Source organism: Paenarthrobacter nicotinovorans (assembly GCF_007670255.1).
GTDB classification, from domain to species: Bacteria; Actinomycetota; Actinomycetes; order Actinomycetales; family Micrococcaceae; genus Arthrobacter; species Arthrobacter nicotinovorans_B.
The window spans coordinates 224836-241646 of the sequence record NZ_SZVS01000001.1; the positions used below are offsets into that span (position 1 = coordinate 224836).

General features: G+C 63.2%; 15 protein-coding genes. 6 read left to right on the forward strand and 9 right to left on the reverse strand.

Going from position 1 to position 16811, the window contains the following annotated elements; translation table 11 throughout:
- The first annotated feature begins 93 nt into the window (after positions 1-93).
- The 5 genes from gap to FDP28_RS01080 all read left to right on the forward strand — a co-directional run bounded on the left by gap (position 94) and on the right by FDP28_RS01080 (position 4091).
- Positions 94-1104 carry a type I glyceraldehyde-3-phosphate dehydrogenase gene (gene gap / locus FDP28_RS01060; RefSeq protein WP_144658767.1) on the forward strand — a complete coding sequence of 337 codons (1011 nt, stop codon included), beginning with the start codon at positions 94-96 and terminating at the stop codon, positions 1102-1104.
- Positions 1105-1113: 9 nt separating this feature from the next.
- Positions 1114-2340, forward strand: coding sequence for a phosphoglycerate kinase (locus tag FDP28_RS01065; protein ID WP_144658768.1), 1227 nt, complete (start codon positions 1114-1116; stop codon positions 2338-2340).
- Positions 2341-2417: 77 nt separating this feature from the next.
- The gene (gene tpiA, locus FDP28_RS01070; protein WP_144658769.1) at positions 2418-3233 is read left to right on the forward strand and encodes a triose-phosphate isomerase; all 816 of its coding nucleotides are present in this window, start codon (positions 2418-2420) and stop codon (positions 3231-3233) included.
- Positions 3234-3269: 36 nt separating this feature from the next.
- Positions 3270-3527, forward strand: coding sequence for a preprotein translocase subunit SecG (gene secG, locus FDP28_RS01075; protein ID WP_144658770.1), 258 nt, complete (start codon positions 3270-3272; stop codon positions 3525-3527).
- 168 nt (positions 3528-3695) lie between these two features.
- On the forward strand, positions 3696-4091 hold the full coding sequence (locus FDP28_RS01080) for an RNA polymerase-binding protein RbpA (RefSeq protein WP_144658771.1): 396 nt from the start codon (positions 3696-3698) through the stop codon (positions 4089-4091).
- Here FDP28_RS01080 and pgl read toward each other — a convergent pair.
- From pgl to tkt, 6 genes are read right to left on the reverse strand one after another with little or no spacing between them, the layout of a single operon-like run.
- Positions 4044-4862, reverse strand: coding sequence for a 6-phosphogluconolactonase (gene pgl / locus FDP28_RS01085; protein ID WP_144658772.1), 819 nt, complete (start codon positions 4860-4862; stop codon positions 4044-4046). The two genes, FDP28_RS01080 and pgl, sit on opposite strands and share 48 nt — an antisense overlap.
- Entirely contained in the window at positions 4852-5793 is a 942-nt protein-coding gene (locus FDP28_RS01090; protein WP_144658773.1) for a glucose-6-phosphate dehydrogenase assembly protein OpcA, read from the reverse strand. The genes pgl and FDP28_RS01090 overlap by 11 nt, the downstream gene beginning before the upstream one ends.
- On the reverse strand, positions 5790-7346 hold the full coding sequence (zwf, locus tag FDP28_RS01095; RefSeq protein ID WP_144658774.1) for a glucose-6-phosphate dehydrogenase: 1557 nt from the start codon (positions 7344-7346) through the stop codon (positions 5790-5792). Before zwf ends, FDP28_RS01090 begins: the two co-directional genes overlap by 4 nt.
- Positions 7347-7361: 15 nt before the next feature.
- Positions 7362-8993, reverse strand: a complete 1632-nt coding sequence (locus FDP28_RS01100) for a glucose-6-phosphate isomerase (RefSeq protein ID WP_144658775.1) — start codon at positions 8991-8993, stop codon at positions 7362-7364.
- Between the two features lie 6 nt (positions 8994-8999).
- On the reverse strand, positions 9000-10118 hold the full coding sequence (gene tal, locus FDP28_RS01105; RefSeq protein ID WP_144658776.1) for a transaldolase: 1119 nt from the start codon (positions 10116-10118) through the stop codon (positions 9000-9002).
- Between the two features lie 31 nt (positions 10119-10149).
- Complete coding sequence (tkt, locus tag FDP28_RS01110) at positions 10150-12276, reverse strand: transketolase (RefSeq protein WP_260842279.1); 2127 nt, start codon at positions 12274-12276, stop codon at positions 10150-10152.
- A 428-nt stretch (positions 12277-12704) separates the two neighbouring features.
- Between tkt and FDP28_RS01115 the strand changes: the two genes are divergently transcribed.
- Positions 12705-13667 (forward strand): heme o synthase, encoded by a 963-nt coding sequence (locus FDP28_RS01115; protein ID WP_144658777.1) that lies wholly within the window; start codon positions 12705-12707, stop codon positions 13665-13667.
- Positions 13668-14104: 437 nt separating this feature from the next.
- Here the strand turns inward: FDP28_RS01115 and FDP28_RS01120 are convergent, their stop codons facing one another.
- The 3 genes from FDP28_RS01120 to FDP28_RS01130 are packed head-to-tail and all read right to left on the reverse strand — an operon-like array spanning position 14105 to position 16810.
- Entirely contained in the window at positions 14105-15049 is a 945-nt protein-coding gene (locus FDP28_RS01120; protein ID WP_144658778.1) for a COX15/CtaA family protein, read from the reverse strand.
- Positions 15050-15083: 34 nt separating this feature from the next.
- Entirely contained in the window at positions 15084-15848 is a 765-nt protein-coding gene (locus FDP28_RS01125; RefSeq protein ID WP_144658779.1) for an ABC transporter permease, read from the reverse strand.
- Positions 15845-16810, reverse strand: coding sequence for an ABC transporter ATP-binding protein (locus FDP28_RS01130; RefSeq protein ID WP_144658780.1), 966 nt, complete (start codon positions 16808-16810; stop codon positions 15845-15847). The genes FDP28_RS01125 and FDP28_RS01130 overlap by 4 nt, the downstream gene beginning before the upstream one ends.
- Position 16811: the final 1 nt, after the last annotated feature.

Sequence of the window (16811 nt, forward strand, 5' to 3'; positions counted from 1 at the left end):
CTCTGCCCAACGACGTGCGGGGTCTGTTAGTTGGAAATATCTGATCCGACTCACTAGGCGTGCTTGCAAGAGCACCAAGGAGATTGACACATAGTGACCACCCGTATTGGTATCAACGGCTTCGGCCGCATCGGCCGTAACTACTTCCGCGCAGCACTGGCCCAGGGCGCTGACCTCGAGATCGTTGCGGTCAACGACCTCACCAGCCCTGAGACCCTCGCCCACCTCCTGAAGTACGACTCCGTCGGTGGACGCCTCACCCAGACCGTGGAAGTTGTCGATGGAAACCTGGTAGTCGACGGCAAGTCCATCAAGGTCCTTGCAGAGCGTGATCCCGCCAACCTCCCCTGGGGCGACCTCGGCGTGGACATCGTGATCGAATCCACCGGTTTCTTCACCAAGGCCGCAGCAGCCCAGAAGCACATCGACGCCGGCGCCAAGAAGGTCCTCATCTCCGCTCCTGCCAGCGATGAAGACATCACCATCGTCATGGGTGTCAACCAGGATCTCTACGATCCCGCAGCGCACAACATCATCTCCAACGCCTCCTGCACCACCAACTGCCTCGGCCCGCTGGCCAAGGTAGTCAACGACGCCTTCGGCATCGAGCGTGGCCTCATGACCACGGTCCACGCCTACACGGCTGACCAGAACCTGCAGGACGGCCCGCACGGCGACCTCCGCCGTGCACGTGCCGCAGCCATCAACATGGTTCCCACCTCCACCGGTGCAGCCAAGGCCATCGGCCTCGTCCTTCCGGAGCTCAAGGGCAAGCTCGACGGTTACGCCATCCGCGTTCCCGTCCCCACCGGCTCCGCAACGGACCTTACGGTTACCGTTTCCCGCGAGGTCACGGTTGAGGAAGTCAACGCAGCCGTCAAGGCCGCAGCCGAGTCCGAGCAGTGGGCCGGCATCCTCACGTACACCGACGCACCGATCGTCTCCTCCGACATCGTTGGGGACCCCGCGTCGTCCATCTTTGACTCGGGCCTGACCAAGGTCATCGGCAACCAGGTCAAGGTTGTTTCCTGGTATGACAACGAGTGGGGTTACTCCAACCGCCTCGTAGACCTCACGGAGCTCGTTGCATCCAAGCTGGGCTAGGGTAGACACATGACATCTCACACCCTCAACGAACTCATCGCTGAAGGTGTCCGCGGGCGGTACATTCTGGTCAGAAGTGACCTGAATGTGCCGCTCGACGGCTCTACAGTGACCGACGACGGCCGTATCAAGGCCTCCCTTCCGGTCCTCAAGAAGCTCTCGGACGCCGGTGCCCGTGTGCTCGTAACCGCCCACCTTGGACGCCCCAAGGGCGCACCCGAAGAAAAGTACTCATTGAAGCCCGCTGTCGAGCGCCTCGCGGAACTCGCGGACTTCAAGGTCCAGCTTGCTGCGGATACTGTTGGCGCGTCCGCCAAGGAACACGCTGCTGCTCTGCAGGACGGTGAAGTCCTCGTCCTGGAGAATGTCCGCTTTGACGCCAGGGAGACCAGCAAGGACGACGCCGAGCGCGGCACCTTCGCTGACGAGCTGGTTGCCCTCACGGGCAGCAACGGAGCGTACGTGGACGATGCCTTCGGAGCGGTCCACCGCAAGCATGCGAGCGTCTTCGACGTCGCGAAACGGCTGCCCTCCTACCTTGGTGACCTTGTGCACACTGAGGTTGAGGTCCTGCGGAAGCTCACCACGGACACCCAGCGTCCCTACGTGGTGGTTCTCGGCGGCTCCAAGGTCTCCGACAAATTGGCTGTCATCGACAACCTCCTGGGCAAGGCTGACACCATTCTCGTAGGTGGCGGCATGCTGTTTACCTTCCTTGCAGCTGCAGGGCACAAGGTGGCTGGCAGCCTGCTCGAAGAGGACCAGATTCCGGTCGTCCAGGACTACCTGAAGCGTGCCGCCGACGCAGGCACATCCTTCGTCATTCCCACCGACGTCGTGGTCGCCAGCCGCTTCGCCGCGGATGCCGAGCATGAGGTAGTCAAGGCAGATGCCATCGAGGACAGTGCTTTCGGCGCTTCCGGCATCGGCCTGGACATCGGACCGGAATCAGCATCCGCTTTTGCCGCGCAAATCGAAGGCGCCAAGACGGTCTTCTGGAACGGTCCCATGGGCGTCTTCGAGTTCGAAGCGTTCGCCAATGGCACCCGTGCCATCGCGCAGGCGTTGACCGACACGGTGGCCTTTACTGTGGTCGGCGGTGGCGACTCCGCCGCAGCCGTCCGGACCCTCGGGTTCGACGATTCGCAGTTCGGCCACATCTCCACCGGTGGCGGCGCCAGCCTGGAATACCTTGAAGGCAAGGACCTTCCCGGACTGAGCGTCCTGGACCGCTAAAGCACCAACTCGGCCGGCAGGACGCCACAGCGTCCTGCCGGCCGTTCAACATCCCGACGCATTCCCTTGGAGTACATGTGACTACCTCCGCCAACGGCAACTTTGTCCGCAGGCCGTTCATCGCCGGTAACTGGAAGATGAACATGGACCACGTGCAAGGCATCACCTTGCTGCAGAAGCTCGCTTGGACCTTGTCCGACGCGAACCACGACTACACCCGTGTCGAGGTTGCCGTGTTCCCGCCGTTCACCGACCTCCGTGGTGTCCAGACGCTGGTCCAGGGTGACGAGCTCGACGTCGTTTATGGTGGACAGGATCTGTCCCAGTTCGACTCCGGAGCCTACACCGGTGACATCTCCGGCCAGTTCCTTAACAAGCTCGGCTGCTCCTACGTCCTGGTGGGCCACAGCGAACGCCGCACCCTCCATAACGAATCAGACGAGGTCCTCAACGCCAAGGTGAAGGCCGCCTTCCGTCATGAAGTCACCCCGGTCCTTTGCGTTGGAGAAGGCCTCGACATCCGCCAGGCGGGAACCCACGTGGAGCACACTCTCGCCCAGCTGCGTGCCGGAGTCGAGGGACTGACTGACGAACAAGCCGCTGAACTCGTGGTGGCTTATGAGCCCGTCTGGGCCATCGGTACCGGTGAAGTCGCCGGCCCGGGGGACGCACAGGAAATGTGTGCGGCCATCCGCGCGGAACTGGCAGTTCTGTTCAATGATGCCGTCGCCGCCAAGACGCGCTTGCTTTACGGAGGATCCGTCAAAGCCAACAACGCGGCCGCTATCATGGCTGAAACAGACGTAGATGGACTTCTTGTGGGTGGCGCCAGCCTCGACCCCGCTGAATTTGCTAACATTGTCAGGTTCGAGAGCCACCTCGTCACGGACTAGTCCGGCTCCCGTTTTCCGCTTCTTCGAAAGGCCGTCGTGGACGTTCTTCAAATCATCCTGCAGATTCTGCTGGCCATCACCAGCCTTCTGCTGACGCTGCTCATACTCCTGCACAAGGGACGTGGCGGCGGTTTGTCCGACATGTTCGGTGGCGGAATGAGCTCCGGATTGAGTTCCTCCGGCGTGGCCGAGCGTAACCTGAACCGCTTCACCATCATTCTTGGTATTACGTGGGGCGTTGTCATCATCGGGTTGGGACTCATCATGCGCTTCAGCTCCGGCGGCGACTCCTAGTCTCCGCAGGGCGGGGAGGTTCCCTTACGGGAGCCTCCCCATTTTTATGTTCCGATCGGCACCCAACTACCAGTGCCGCCGTCGGGCCCCCAGCATTAGACTGACCCTGATGGCTGCAAAGCCTCCAGGGCCGTGACGGCCGACCACTGAGTCGTTAGGGGTTCAAAGATGGTTCATGGCACGCCTGGTTATCGGGGCACTCGTGTAGGAGTCGCCCAAGGATCCGAGGCAAGAAATCACAGTGACCACGGCCAGGGCGATCAACTGCCGCGTATTCGCGTTCCCTATTGGTGTTCAAAGGGCCACGAAACGCGGCTTGTTTTTCTTAAGCTTCCCGACGAACAGATTCCGCAGACCTGGGACTGCCCCAAATGCGGGATGCCGGCATCGCGGGATCCCGGTCGCCCTGCTGCTCCCCGGGCCGACGAGGAGCTCTTCAAGTCCCATCTGGACTACGTTAAAGAAAGACGCTCCAGCCAAGACGCCGAAGCTGTCCTGGCCGGAGCGTTGGAGCGGTTACGCGCCCGCGGGATCCTTTCGGACCAGTTGCTGGGGGACACGTGAGGCCGCATTTTCGTCGATGAGCCACAAAGTCCTGGAGCGGCCCACAGGGCCAGCTGCCGGAACCTGAACGGGATTCGCGCCGGCCAAGGCCAGGCCTACGGCACCGGCCTTATCCTCGCCTGCCACCACCATCCAGATTTCCTGGGCTGTGTTGATGGCCGGCAGCGTCAAGGAAATGCGCGACGGCGGCGGCTTGGGCGAGTTTTCAACGCCAACCACATTGCGGCTCTTCTCGCGGATCCCCGCCTGCTCCGGGAAGAGCGAAGCAATGTGCGCATCCGGCCCGACTCCGAGCAACAGAACGTCGAATCGCGGAAGCTTTCCAGGGGTTTCAGGCCTGTCGTCCGACATGTCCGCGGCGTGTTCGGCCTCCGCGGCTGCCCGGAGCTCTTCCTCGTAGGCCTCAGCAGCTTCAGCCGCGGTGGCGAACTGATCAGCTGACCCGGGTTCGTGGACCCGGGCAGGGTCCACCTGCAGGTGGGACAGCAGCGCCTGGTGGGCTTGGCGGGTGTTCCTGTCGTCGCTGTCTGCGGCTACGAACCGTTCGTCACCCCACCAGAAGTTGACCCTGGACCAGTCCACGGCTGGAGCTGCGGCAGAGTCGGCCACGGCTTTGAGTGTGCCGATGCCCACCGTTCCACCTGTGAGGACCACCGTGGCCTCGCCGTGCTTGTCCTGGACATCCACCAGTTTGGTGATGAGCCTGGCCGCAATGGCGGCCATCAACACCTTTGAGTCGGGGTGGATGCTTACTCTTGGGTCAGCGTGCACTGGTTTGGACTCTCCTCTGGCTGGTAAGTGGCAGTCCCATAGTAATCACTTCTCCGAAGACTTCGTCCGGATCGAGCCGGCGGAGTTCCTCGGCGAGGCAATCCTTGAGGCTGCGGCGGGGGAGGGTAATGCGCTGTGCCGGCTGGCCAGGCTGGGTCAGCTCCGCCACGGACAAACCCGGACGGAACAGCTGGACATCACCACTGGCCCTCGTGAGCCTCACCCGGCGGATGCCTGTGCCTGCGGGGTCAGCAACGATCGTAACCGGTGCCTGCAAAGCCATGCTCAACCATGCCGCCAGGAGCAGCGTGCTGGGGGAGTCGGAGGCGCCCTCCACTGCGATGGCGGATACGGGATCGCCATCCATCTGGTCGAAGACAGCGGCGAGCTGCATGCGCCAGTTGGTCAGACGGGTCCACGCGAGGTCGGTATCGCCTGCCTTGTAGGTGGCGCGGATGTTCTCCAGCGCCAGGCGGGGATCGGGTTCGTTGGCGGAGTCCGTGATCCGTCGATGGGCGATGCGTCCGATCGAGGTTTCGCAGGCACTCTCCGGGGCTCCATGCGGCCACCAGGCCACGATCGGGGCATCCGGCAGGAGCAGGGCCGCTACCAACGATTCGCTTTCATGGGCCATATGGCCATGGCCGCGGAGCACGATGACCTCGGAGGCGCCCGCGTCACCACCGACCCGGATTTGCGCGTCAAGGCGGTCCGGTCCCTCAACGCCGGCGTCCGCGAGGACGATGATCCGGCAGGGGTGCTCACGGCTGGCCTCGTTGGCCGCCTCGATGGCTTCTTCTTCCAGCCCGGACTTGGTCACCACCACGAGGGTCAGGACCCGGCCCAAAGCGATCACGCCGCCCTGCTCGCGCAGGGACATGATCTTCTTGGAGATCTTGGAAGTAGTGGTGTTGGGAAGATCTACGATCATGGCCTTCTCCAGGTTCGTCCGTCACGGGCCAGCAAAGCATCGGCCGCGGCCGGACCCCAGCTGCCGGGTGCATACGGTTGCGGTTGTTCATCAAGTCCGGCCCAGTAGTCCTCGAACGGGTCCAGGATCTTCCAGGACAGCTCGACTTCCTGGTGCCGGGGGAACAGCGGCGGCTCGCCCAAAAGCACGTCAAGGATAAGACGCTCATACGCTTCGGGGCTGGACTCCGTGAAGGAGTGACCGTAACCGAAGTCCATGGTCACATCACGGACTTCCATCTGGGTACCGGGGACCTTGGAGCCGAAACGGATCGTGGCACCCTCATCGGGCTGGACACGGATGACCACGGCGTTCTGGCCGAAGTCGTCCTCGCCGTGGTCACGGAAAAGCAGGTTCGGTGCACGCTTGAACACAACGGCAATCTCGGTGACGCGGCGGCCCAATCGCTTCCCGGCACGCAGATAGAACGGAACCCCGTTCCAACGGCGGGTATTGATGTCCACGCGGATGGCAGCATACGTCTCTGTCTTCGAATCCGCCGGGATGCCTTCTTCGTCCAGGTAGCCCAGGACTTCTTCGCCGCCTTGCCAGCCACCGGTGAACTGACCACGTGCCGAGTGCGTGGACAGGTCATCGGGCAGCTTGACCGCTGCCAGGACCTTTTCCTTCTCAGCGCGCAGGTCATCGGCGTTGAACGAGATCGGCTCCTCCATTGCCGTCAAGGCAAGAAGCTGCAACAGGTGGTTCTGGATGACATCGCGAGCCGCACCCACGCCGTCGTAATAGCCCGCCCGACCACCGGTGCCAATGTCCTCGGCCATGGTGATCTGCACATGGTCCACATAGTTGGCGTTCCACAGAGGCTCGAACAACTGGTTCGCGAAGCGAAGCGCCAGGATGTTCTGGACCGTCTCCTTGCCCAGGTAGTGGTCAATCCGGAACACAGCATCCGGCGGGAACACCGACTCCACAATGTCGTTGAGTTGGCGCGCGGACTCGAGGTCATGCCCGAACGGCTTCTCGATCACCACACGCCGCCACTGACCGGGCTGGGCCTGCGCCAGACCATGCTTGGACAGCTGCCGGCAGACCTGCTCGAAGGCCTTCGGCGGGATGGACAAGTAGAAGCCGTGATTGCCGCGCGTGCCACGGGTTTCATCGAGCTCGTCCAGAACGTCGCCCAGACGCTCGAAAGCGTCGTCGTCGTCGAACTCGCCCTGGACGAAACGGATGCCGGAAGCGAGCTGCTCCCAGACCGCTTCATCAAACTTGGTCCTCGCGTGCGCCTTGACGTTTTCCTTGACCTCGGCCGCGAAGTCCGCGTTGTCCCAATCGCGCCGCCCGAAACCGACCAAGGCAAAGCTCGGCGGCAACAAACCACGGTTGGCCAGGTCATAGACCGCAGGCATGAGTTTCTTACGGGCAAGGTCGCCGGTGACTCCGAAGAACACCAACGAGGACGGCCCGGCAATGCGGTTCAGGCGGCGGTCCCGCGGATCCCTCAAAGGATTCCGCAGGGCCCCGTTCTTCCTGCCGTTTTCAGTTTCTGGCATGTTTGTCTGAGTGCCTTAGCTTTCGAGTGTGCTGGCCTTGCCGGCCAACGCAGCGACGACTTCCTGAAGCTGAGCTACGCCTGCAGCGCGCTCGGTGAGGTGAAGGCGCAGCACCGGGCGTCCGTGGCCTTCGAGGACCTGAGCGTCACCGGATGCCTGGGCAGCGATGAGCTCCCCGAAGGTGAACGGACGCTCGGGAATCTCAAGGTCGGTCGACGACGCCGCGGTGATCTGCAGGAACACGCCAATGGCGGGACCACCCTTGTGGAACTGCCCGGTGGAGTGCAGGAACCTCGGACCCCAGCCAAAGGTGACCGGACGCCCGCTGACTGCTGCGAGTTCTTCGCGGATCCCTTCAAGGGGGGCGTGGGAGATACGGTCAAGGTATGCCTGGACGCTGAGGTAGCCGTCGGTGCCAAGCTGTCCCAGCAGAGCCTGGACGGCGTCAGTCACCGAGGCAGCGGAACCGAGCCAGTCGCCGCCACGAACCTCTACGGCACCGTCGGTGAACGCAGCAGGAGTGGGTTCCGGGCGGGCGTCCAGCAAGCCTCTGGCTGCAACCTTGGCAGCTTCGACGTCGGGCTGGTCGAAGGGGTTGATGCCCAGGAGCCGCCCCGCAACTGCGGTAGCGAACTCCCAGAGGAACATCTGCGAAGGCAGGCCACCGGCAACGGCAACTTCATTTTCGCGCAGTTCGACGTCGGAATCCGCGCCAACCAGCCGGACGACCAGGACATCGTCAGCGCCGCCGAGGGCTTCGGGGGAGTCCGGACCTGCGACGACCGGAAGGACGCCGGTGCCGAGCTTGCCCGTCGACTCGGCGATGAGCTGCTCGGCCCAGTCCGCGAAACCAACGATTCCGGAGCCGTCCTCCGCGATGACGATTTTGTTCCGGAGCGGGCTCGTACCGCCGAGGGCGATGCCCAAGGCCAGACCGATGTTGTCCGTAGAATCGTCGTTCAGGATTTCTGCTGCTTCTTCGGCCTCATCAAGGAAGGCCTGAATGTCCACGCCGGCAAGCCCGCTGGGGACAAGGCCGAAGGCGGTCAGGGCCGAAAAGCGGCCGCCAACGTTGGGATCCGCGTTGAAAACGGCGCGGTAGCCGGCCTCGCGGGAGGCCTTGTCCAGCGGCGAACCGGGGTCGGTGACGATGATGATGCGGCTCTTGGCATCGATGCCGGCGTCGTTGAACGCCTTTTCGAATACGCGTCGCTGCGAGTCTGTCTCCACCGTGGAACCGGATTTGGAGGAAACAACGATGGCCGTTTCAGCCAAGCGGTCCGCCAAGGCGGCGCTGACTTGCTCGGGGTCCGTACTGTCCAGCACAGTCAGCTCGACGCCAGCAGTCCCGGCTATGACCTCGGGGGCCAAGGAGGACCCACCCATGCCGCAGAGGACAATGCGTGAGACGCCTTCGGATCGGAGGGCATCACGAAGTTCCAGGATGTCCGCAGCCAACGGTTGGGAAACCGTAGCGGCTTCTACCCAGCCGAGGCGGATTGCCGACTCGGATTCGGCATCGGGACCCCACAAGGTGTGGTCCTTTGCAAAGATGCGGGTAGCGATCCTGTCTTCGACCAGGTTGTCGATGTGCTTGGCGATGGCCTGCTGGGCAGCACCGCTGGCGTCGTAGCTGAGTGTGCTCATGGTGGGTTAGGAAGCCTTCCGTGCGGTGGCCAGGGCGCCTTCGACGTCGGCGAGGAGTTCCTTCCAGGAAGCAACGAACTTCTCAAGGCCTTCGGTCTCAAGGAGCTTCACGACATCGTTGTAGGAGACGCCGAGTGCCTCAAGGGCGTTGAGGGTCTCGTTTGCTTCGTCGTAGGTACCGGTAATGGTGTCACCGGTGACCACGCCGTGGTCGAAGGTGGCGTCAAGGGTCTTCTCCGGCATGGTGTTGACCACGCCGGCGGCAACGAGCTCGGTGACGTAGAGCGTGTCGGGGTAAGCGGGATCCTTGACGCCGGTGGAGGCCCAGAGCGGACGCTGGGGGAGTGCGCCGGCCTCGGCCAGCACTGCCCAGCGCTCGGTGGAGAAGAGCTCTTCGTAGACCTGGTAGGCCAACCGGGCGTTGGCGACGCCCGCCTTGCCCTTGAGAGCCTTGGCCTCTTCGCTTCCAATGGCGTCCAGGCGCTTGTCAATCTCGGTGTCGACGCGGGAGACGAAGAACGAAGCTACCGAGTGGATCTTGGAGAGGTCATGGCCGTTCTCCTTGGCCTGCTCCAGGCCTGACTGGAAGGCGTTGATGACCGCACGGTAGCGCTCCAGGGAGAAGATCAGCGTGACGTTGACGCTGATGCCCTCGGCCAGGGTGGCCGTAATGGCTTCGAGGCCCTCGAGGGTTGCCGGGATCTTGATGTGGACGTTGTCCTTGTTGACCTTCGCGTAGAGGTTCTTGGCCTCGGCGATGGTGCCCTCGGTGTCCCAGGCGAGGCGGGGGTCCACCTCGATGGAAACGCGGCCATCCACGCCGTTGGTGGCTGCTGCGACGGGTGCGAAGAGGTCACAGGCGTCGGCAACGTCAGTGGTGGTGATTTCGAAGATCGTCTCTTCGACACTGGCACCGGCTGCGGCCTTGGCTGCGATGGTTGCGTCGTAGTCCGTGCCGGCCGTAATGGCGGCGTGGAAGATGGACGGGTTGGTGGTAACGCCAACGACGTTCTTCTCGTCGATGAGCTTCTGCAGGGTGCCCGTTTCCAGGCGCGTGCGGGAGAGGTCGTCGAGCCAGATCGAAACGCCGGCGTCGGAGAGTTGCTGCGTGGGAGTTGTAGACATGTGATTTCTCCTGTTGTGAGGTATCAGGCTGTTACGCGGAGGCGTCTGCGAGGGAGTCCTTGGCGGCGGCCGCAACGGCTTCGGCGGTGATGCCGAATTCGTTGAAGAGCCGCTTGTAGTCAGCCGAGGCGCCGAAGTGCTCGAGGGAGATGGAACGGCCGGCGTCGCCGACGAATTCACGCCAGCCCAGTGCCAGGCCGGCTTCCACGGAAACGCGGGCCTTCACTGCTGCGGGCAGGACGGATTCGCGGTAGGCCTCGTCCTGCTTCTTGAACCATTCAACGCACGGCATGGAGACAACGCGTGCAGCGATGCCTTCGGCTTGCAGTGCTTCACGGGCTGCGACAGCGAGCTGGACTTCCGAACCGGTGCCGATCAGGATGACCTGCGCGTCAACGGTTTCGCCATCCTTGGAGGCTTCGGCCAGGACGTAGCCGCCCTTGGCCACACCGGCGGTGGATGCGAACGTGTCGCCGGTGGCGTCGCCTTCACCGCGGGCGTAGGTGGGAATGTTCTGACGGGTCAGCACGATACCGGCGGGGTTCTCGTGGTTCTCCAGCATGGTCTTCCATGCTGCAGCGACCTCGTTGGCGTCGCCCGGGCGGACGACGTCCAGGCCCGGAATGGCGCGCAACGAAGCGAGCTGCTCCACGGGCTGGTGGGTAGGACCGTCTTCACCAAGGCCGATGGAGTCGTGCGTCCAGACGTACAGGGACGGAACGCCCATCAGTGCACCGAGGCGGATGGCGGGGCGCTGGTAGTCGCTGAAGATCAGGAACGTGCCGGAGAACGCACGGGTACGGCCGTGAAGGGAAATTCCATTGACGATCGAGGCTGCTGCGTGCTCACGGATACCGAAGTGCAGGACACGACCGTAGGGGTTGCCCTTCCAGGCATCCGTCGAACGTGAGGCCGGAATGAACGACGGCGAGTCCTCGATGGTGGTGTTGTTCGACTCGGCGAGGTCGGCGGAGCCGCCCCACAGTTCGGGAAGGACGGGGCCGATGGCGTTCAGGACCTTGCCGGAGGCTGCGCGGGTGGAGACGTCCTTGCCTGCCTCGAAGACCGGAAGTGCGGCGTCAAGCTCGGCCGGCAACTTCTTCGCTTCTACGCGCTCCAGCAGGGCTGCTGCCTCCGGGTTGGCGGACTGCCAGGCCTCGAAGGACTCCTGCCACGCCGCGCGCGACTCGGCTCCACGGTCAAGGACCTTGCGGGCGTGGGCCAGAACTTCTTCGTCCACGTCGAAGGACTTCGCGGGGTCGAAGCCGAGCACGGTCTTCAGTGCGGCAACTTCCTCGGCGCCCAGGGCCGAGCCGTGGATCTTGCCGGTGTTCTGCTTCTTCGGGGCCGGGTAGCCGATAATGGTGCGCAGGGAAATGATCGACGGCTTGTTGGTCTCAGCCTTGGCTGCGAGCAGGGCCGAGTACAGTTCCTGGACGTCCTCGACGTAGTCGCCGGTCTTGGTCCAGTCGACGCGCTGCGTGTGCCAGCCGTAAGCCTCGTACCGCTTCAGGACGTCCTCGGTGAACGCGATGTCGGTGTCGTCTTCGATGGAAATGTGGTTCTCGTCGTAGATCACTACGAGGTTGCCCAGTTCCTGGTGCCCGGCCAGCGAGGACGCCTCGGACGTCACGCCTTCCTGGAGGTCGCCGTCGGAGGCGATGACCCAGATGGTGTGGTCGAACGGCGACTCGCCGGCGGGAGCATCGGCGTCGAACAGGCCACGCTGGCGGCGCTGCGAGTAGGCAAAGCCGACGGCGGATGCCAGGCCCTGGCCCAAGGGGCCTGTAGTGATTTCCACACCTGCAGTGTGCTTGTACTCCGGGTGGCCCGGAGTCAGCGAACCCCACGTACGCAGCGCTTCGAGGTCCTTCAGCTCCAGGCCGTAGCCGGAGAGGAACAGCTGGATGTACAGCGTCAGCGAGGTGTGACCGGGGGACAGGATGAACCGGTCGCGGCCAAGCCAGTCCGGGTTCTTGGGATCGTGGCGCATCAGCTTCTGGAACAGCAAGTATGCTGCCGGAGCCAAGCTCATTGCCGTACCGGGGTGGCCGTTGCCGACCTTCTCCACGGCGTCGGCAGCCAACACGCGAACCGTGTCAACAGCCTTCTTGTCCAGATCGGTCCATGACAGTTCTTGCTCTTCCAAATGTGGCACGAAAACCGAGCCCCTCTCTGTGCTGACGGCAGGCGTATGGACACGGCACGCAGGAAGCACAGGATGGCGCCCGCTGCAATGTGTCTACCAGCCGTTCACCATTGAAACGTTGATCTCTCATCCAGACCCACGGATATCCGAGAATACGGTTTCCCGGATGATCAACGTGTGCTGTTCTGCTCAACAGCTTAGCCCCAAACGTGTCGCGGAACTCAGGGAATCCCACTAACTGGACAGAAATTCCCTAATATGAATCACGATTGCCTCCGCCGGCAGTGAAGATTCGGAAACATTGACGTTTTTTGCGGACATCGGGCCACTTCCGTCCACGGTATGATATTTGGAGGCCACCAGCGGTTCATGCGCCCACGTTTGCTTCAACGACCGGGACGAACAACCGCTGTGAGAACCCCAGAGCATAGAACAGAGTGACTGCCGCCGTGAGCACAACTGATACGCCCGTGAACGCTTCCCCGGCCCGGGGGAGCATCGGAACTTCCCGTAAGCTAAAGGCGTATCTGGCACTGACCAAACCCCGCGTGATTGAACTGCTCCTGGTCAGCACTCTCCCCACGATGATTTTCGCCCAGCGCGGTTTCCCCTCCATCGGACTCATCCTGGCGACCCTCGTGGGCGGCGCCTTCGCAGCGGGCAGCGCCGGCGTCTTTAACTGTTACATCGACCGTGACATCGACAAACTGATGCACCGCACGGAAAAGCGCCCCTTGGTGACAGGCGAAGTATCACCTCGCGAAGCCCTGGTGTTCGCTTGGATCCTGGGCGCCGCGTCCATCGCCATCCTGTGGTTCGGCGCCAATCCGCTGTCGGCATGGCTCGGCTTGGGTGCCATTGTGTTCTACGTGGTCATCTACACCATGATCCTCAAGCGCCGCACAGCCCAGAACATCGTCTGGGGCGGCGCCGCCGGCTGCTTCCCCGTCCTCATTGCATGGGCTGCGGTGACCAACACCGTCGAGTGGCCCGCGATCGTCTTGTTCATGGTGATCTTCCTTTGGACGCCCCCGCACTATTGGCCGCTGTCCATGCGCTACGGCGAGGACTACCGCAACGCCAACGTTCCCATGCTCGGAGCCATCGCCGGTGCCAAGGTTGTTTCGGTGCAGGTGGTCCTGTACGCCTGGGCCATGGTCGCCTGCTCACTGCTGATGATTCCCGTCGGCGGGGCCGGTTGGGTCTACACCATCAGCGCCGTAGCTGCCGGTGCTTGGTTCCTCTACGAAAGCCACGCCCTTTACAAGCGCGCACAGGGCGGCGACGTCTCCAACAAGGGCGCCATGAAGGTCTTCCACGGCTCCATCAGCTACCTGACACTGCTCTTCATCGCCTTGGCCGTGGACCCGTTCATCGGCTCGCCGCTCATCGGCGGCTGACCCCGGCGCTCACAAGCGCAGCAATATCCGACGACGTCGGCACTCACCCGGGTGCCGGCGTCGTTCCGTTTCCCCACCCTCGCTCACATCCCTACGGCTTCGGCCCGACGCTCGCTCACATCCCTCCCGCTTGAGCCCGACGCTCGCTCACATCCCTACGGCATCCCGCCCACGCTCGCTCACATAGAACACGAGGCGGGCCCCTGACGCCGTGTGGGCGTAAGAACTCCCCAGCGTAGAGCGAACAATGTATCTGGTAGCCGAATCCGGCATTCCGGCCAACACGGCTGCGGCATGGACGTCTGTGAGGACGTCAGTGGTGGACTCGGCGCCTTAAGAAACGCTGTCAGAACGCAGCGTGGTTCGGTTGGCCACCCTTATGGCGGCCAACCGAACCACGGCAATCAGACAAACTCCGCCTACACGAACGTGCGCGGCTAGCCGACCGGACTGTGCTTGGCCACATCCGCGGCGTTCGTAGCTGCGCTCATCAGGAGTGCAGCACCGAGCATGTGGGCACCCACCAGAAGAGCGGGAATGCCGTTGTAGTACTGGGTGAATCCAATGGCCGCCTGAAGCAACGTGACGCCCAACAAAAGGTAGGCGGCAGTGCGGAACGGGCCGCTGATCCTGCGCCGGACAACCAGGACAACGGCGAACAACGTCCCGGCTGTGATGAGGTACGCAGGAATCGCGTGGATGTGGGAGAAGAGGTCCCAGTCGAGGTCGTTCCTCGGAGCATCGGCGTCACCTGCGTGCGGGCCGGCGCCTGTAACCACGACGCCGAGCATCACCGAGAGCGCTGAGAATACGGCAACCGCCATCATCACGGGACGCGTCACAGCAGGCAGTGCGGGCAGTGTCCGGTTCATGAAATGGCCTGTGCGCCCGTAAGCCCGGTTGACCAGCAGGGTCGCGAAGACCACCAAGGCCATGGAAACCAGGAAGTGGAGTCCAACGACCCAGGGGTTGAGGTTGGAGAGAACTGTGATGCCGCCAATGACGGCCTGCGCCGGGATGCTGGCAAGAAGGCCGAGGGCCAGCAGGAAGAGGTCACGGCGCTGCTTGCGGAGGTTCCACAGGTACACCAGCATCAACGCGGCGACGGCGGCCAGGGCGAACGTCAGAAGGCGGTTGCCGAACTCGATGAAACCGTGGATTCCCATTTCGGGCGTATTCACCAAGGAGTCGCTGGTGCAGCGGGGCCAGGTGGGGCAGCCCAGCCCTGACGCCGTGAGCCGCACAGCCCCTCCGGTCACCACCAGGATGGTCTGCCCGATAAGGGACAACATCGCCAGCCGGCGTACGGCGGCATTGACTTCGGTCGGAAGCTTGGACGTCCATTGCTGGACGGTTTTCGGGAGGCGCGATGCCGTGCTCACAGTTTTCTCGCTTCTTAGTTCTGCTCGGATGTGCTTAGTTCCACTTGAACCAGCGGATGGCTGCTGCGCCGGCCACGACAGTCCACAGCAGGAGGACAAGGACAGCAGGGAGGGATACCGTGCCAAGCAAAAACGCATCGCGCAAGCCTTGGCCGAGGGCGCCCGAAGGCAGGAAATGCACAATGCCCTGCAGCGCGGCCGGGAGGCGGTCCGCCGGTACAACGATTCCGCCCAGCGCGCCAAGCAGGATCCAGAGCAAGTTGGTGATGGCAAGCGTAGCCTCGGGCCGAACGGTGCCTGCTACCAGCAATCCCAAAGCAGTGAAGGCTGCTGCGCCGAGGACCAGCAGGCCCAACCCTGGAAGCCAGGCTTCCGCCCGGGGCTGCCATCCAAGCAATCCGGCCACCGCCCCCACTACCAGGACCTGAAGGCAGAGGACCACCAGCACGGCAAGGATCTTTCCTGCGATAAGCCCGCCCTTGCCAAGCGGCGTGGTGGACAGGAACCGTAGAACTCCATAGCGGCGATCAAACCCTGTGGCAATGCCCTGTCCAGTGAAGGCGGTTGACATCGCACAAAGGGCCAGGATGCCCGGCGTCGCGGTATCAACGCGTGAGGCGCCGAGGCCATCCAGCAGGGGAGTGACGACCAACCCCACCAGTGCCATCAGCGGAAGGACAACGGCCAGAATCAGTTGTTCACCGTTGCGAAGCATGGTGATTGTTTCGTAACGACCCTGCTGCATGATGCGGCGCGGCAAGGATGCCGGCCCTGCATTGGGAGTCAGAAGCCCGCTCATCGCAGATCCCTTCCGGAGATATCGAGGAAGACGTCTTCCAGGCTCCGCGCTTCGAGTCGGAGCGAGGCCGGCATAATGTTCCGTTCCGCCCACCAGGCCGTCAGGCGTGCGAGGTCGGTGGGAGTAATGGCGCCCGTTATGGAGTAGCTTCCGGAACGCGATTCGGTGATGCGGAGCGCGCCGTCAACGACGCCGGTGAAGTCCAGTCCGGCAGGGGCATCAAAATACAGGGTCCGGTCCGACGACGCCGGGTCGGCTGAGTGGTCGTGCCTGAGGAGCTCGGCCACGGTCCCTTCGGCCACGTTATGGCCGCCGTCGATGATGTAGACGTAGTCCGCCAGCCGTTCGGCGTCGTCCATCAGGTGCGTGGTCAGCACAATGCCCATGCCGGCATCGCGCAGTTCGGCGATAAGGTCGAAAACCATTTGCCTTGACTGCGGATCCAGACCGGCGCTGGGCTCATCGAGGAACAGGATCTCGGGGTTTCCCACCAGTGCCGCCGCCAACGCCAGGCGCTGTTTCTGGCCGCCCGACAGCCGCCGTACACCTGTCCTGCTGAATTGGTTGATGCCCAGCCGTTCGACCAAGGAGTCGACATTCATGGGGTTGCTGTACATGCCGGCGACGTGCCGCAGCAGCGGGATGGGACGGGCCGACGGCGGCAGGCCACCGTCCTGGAGCATCACACCTACCCGGGCGCGCAACTGGGCACCTGCGGTATCGGGATCCGATCCGAGGAGGGAGATCTTGCCGCCCGTCCGCTTTTGCAGGCCTTGGGCGCATTCGAGGGTGGTGGTCTTTCCGGCTCCGTTCGCACCAAGAAGGGCGGTGATCTGGCCACGCTCAGCCACCAGGGAAAGTCCACTGACCACCCGAAGCATTTTGCCGTCGAGGGAAGCCAGGGGGCCTACGTCCTTGATGAGTCCATCTATGATGAGGACGGGAGATTCGGGTGATCGCACC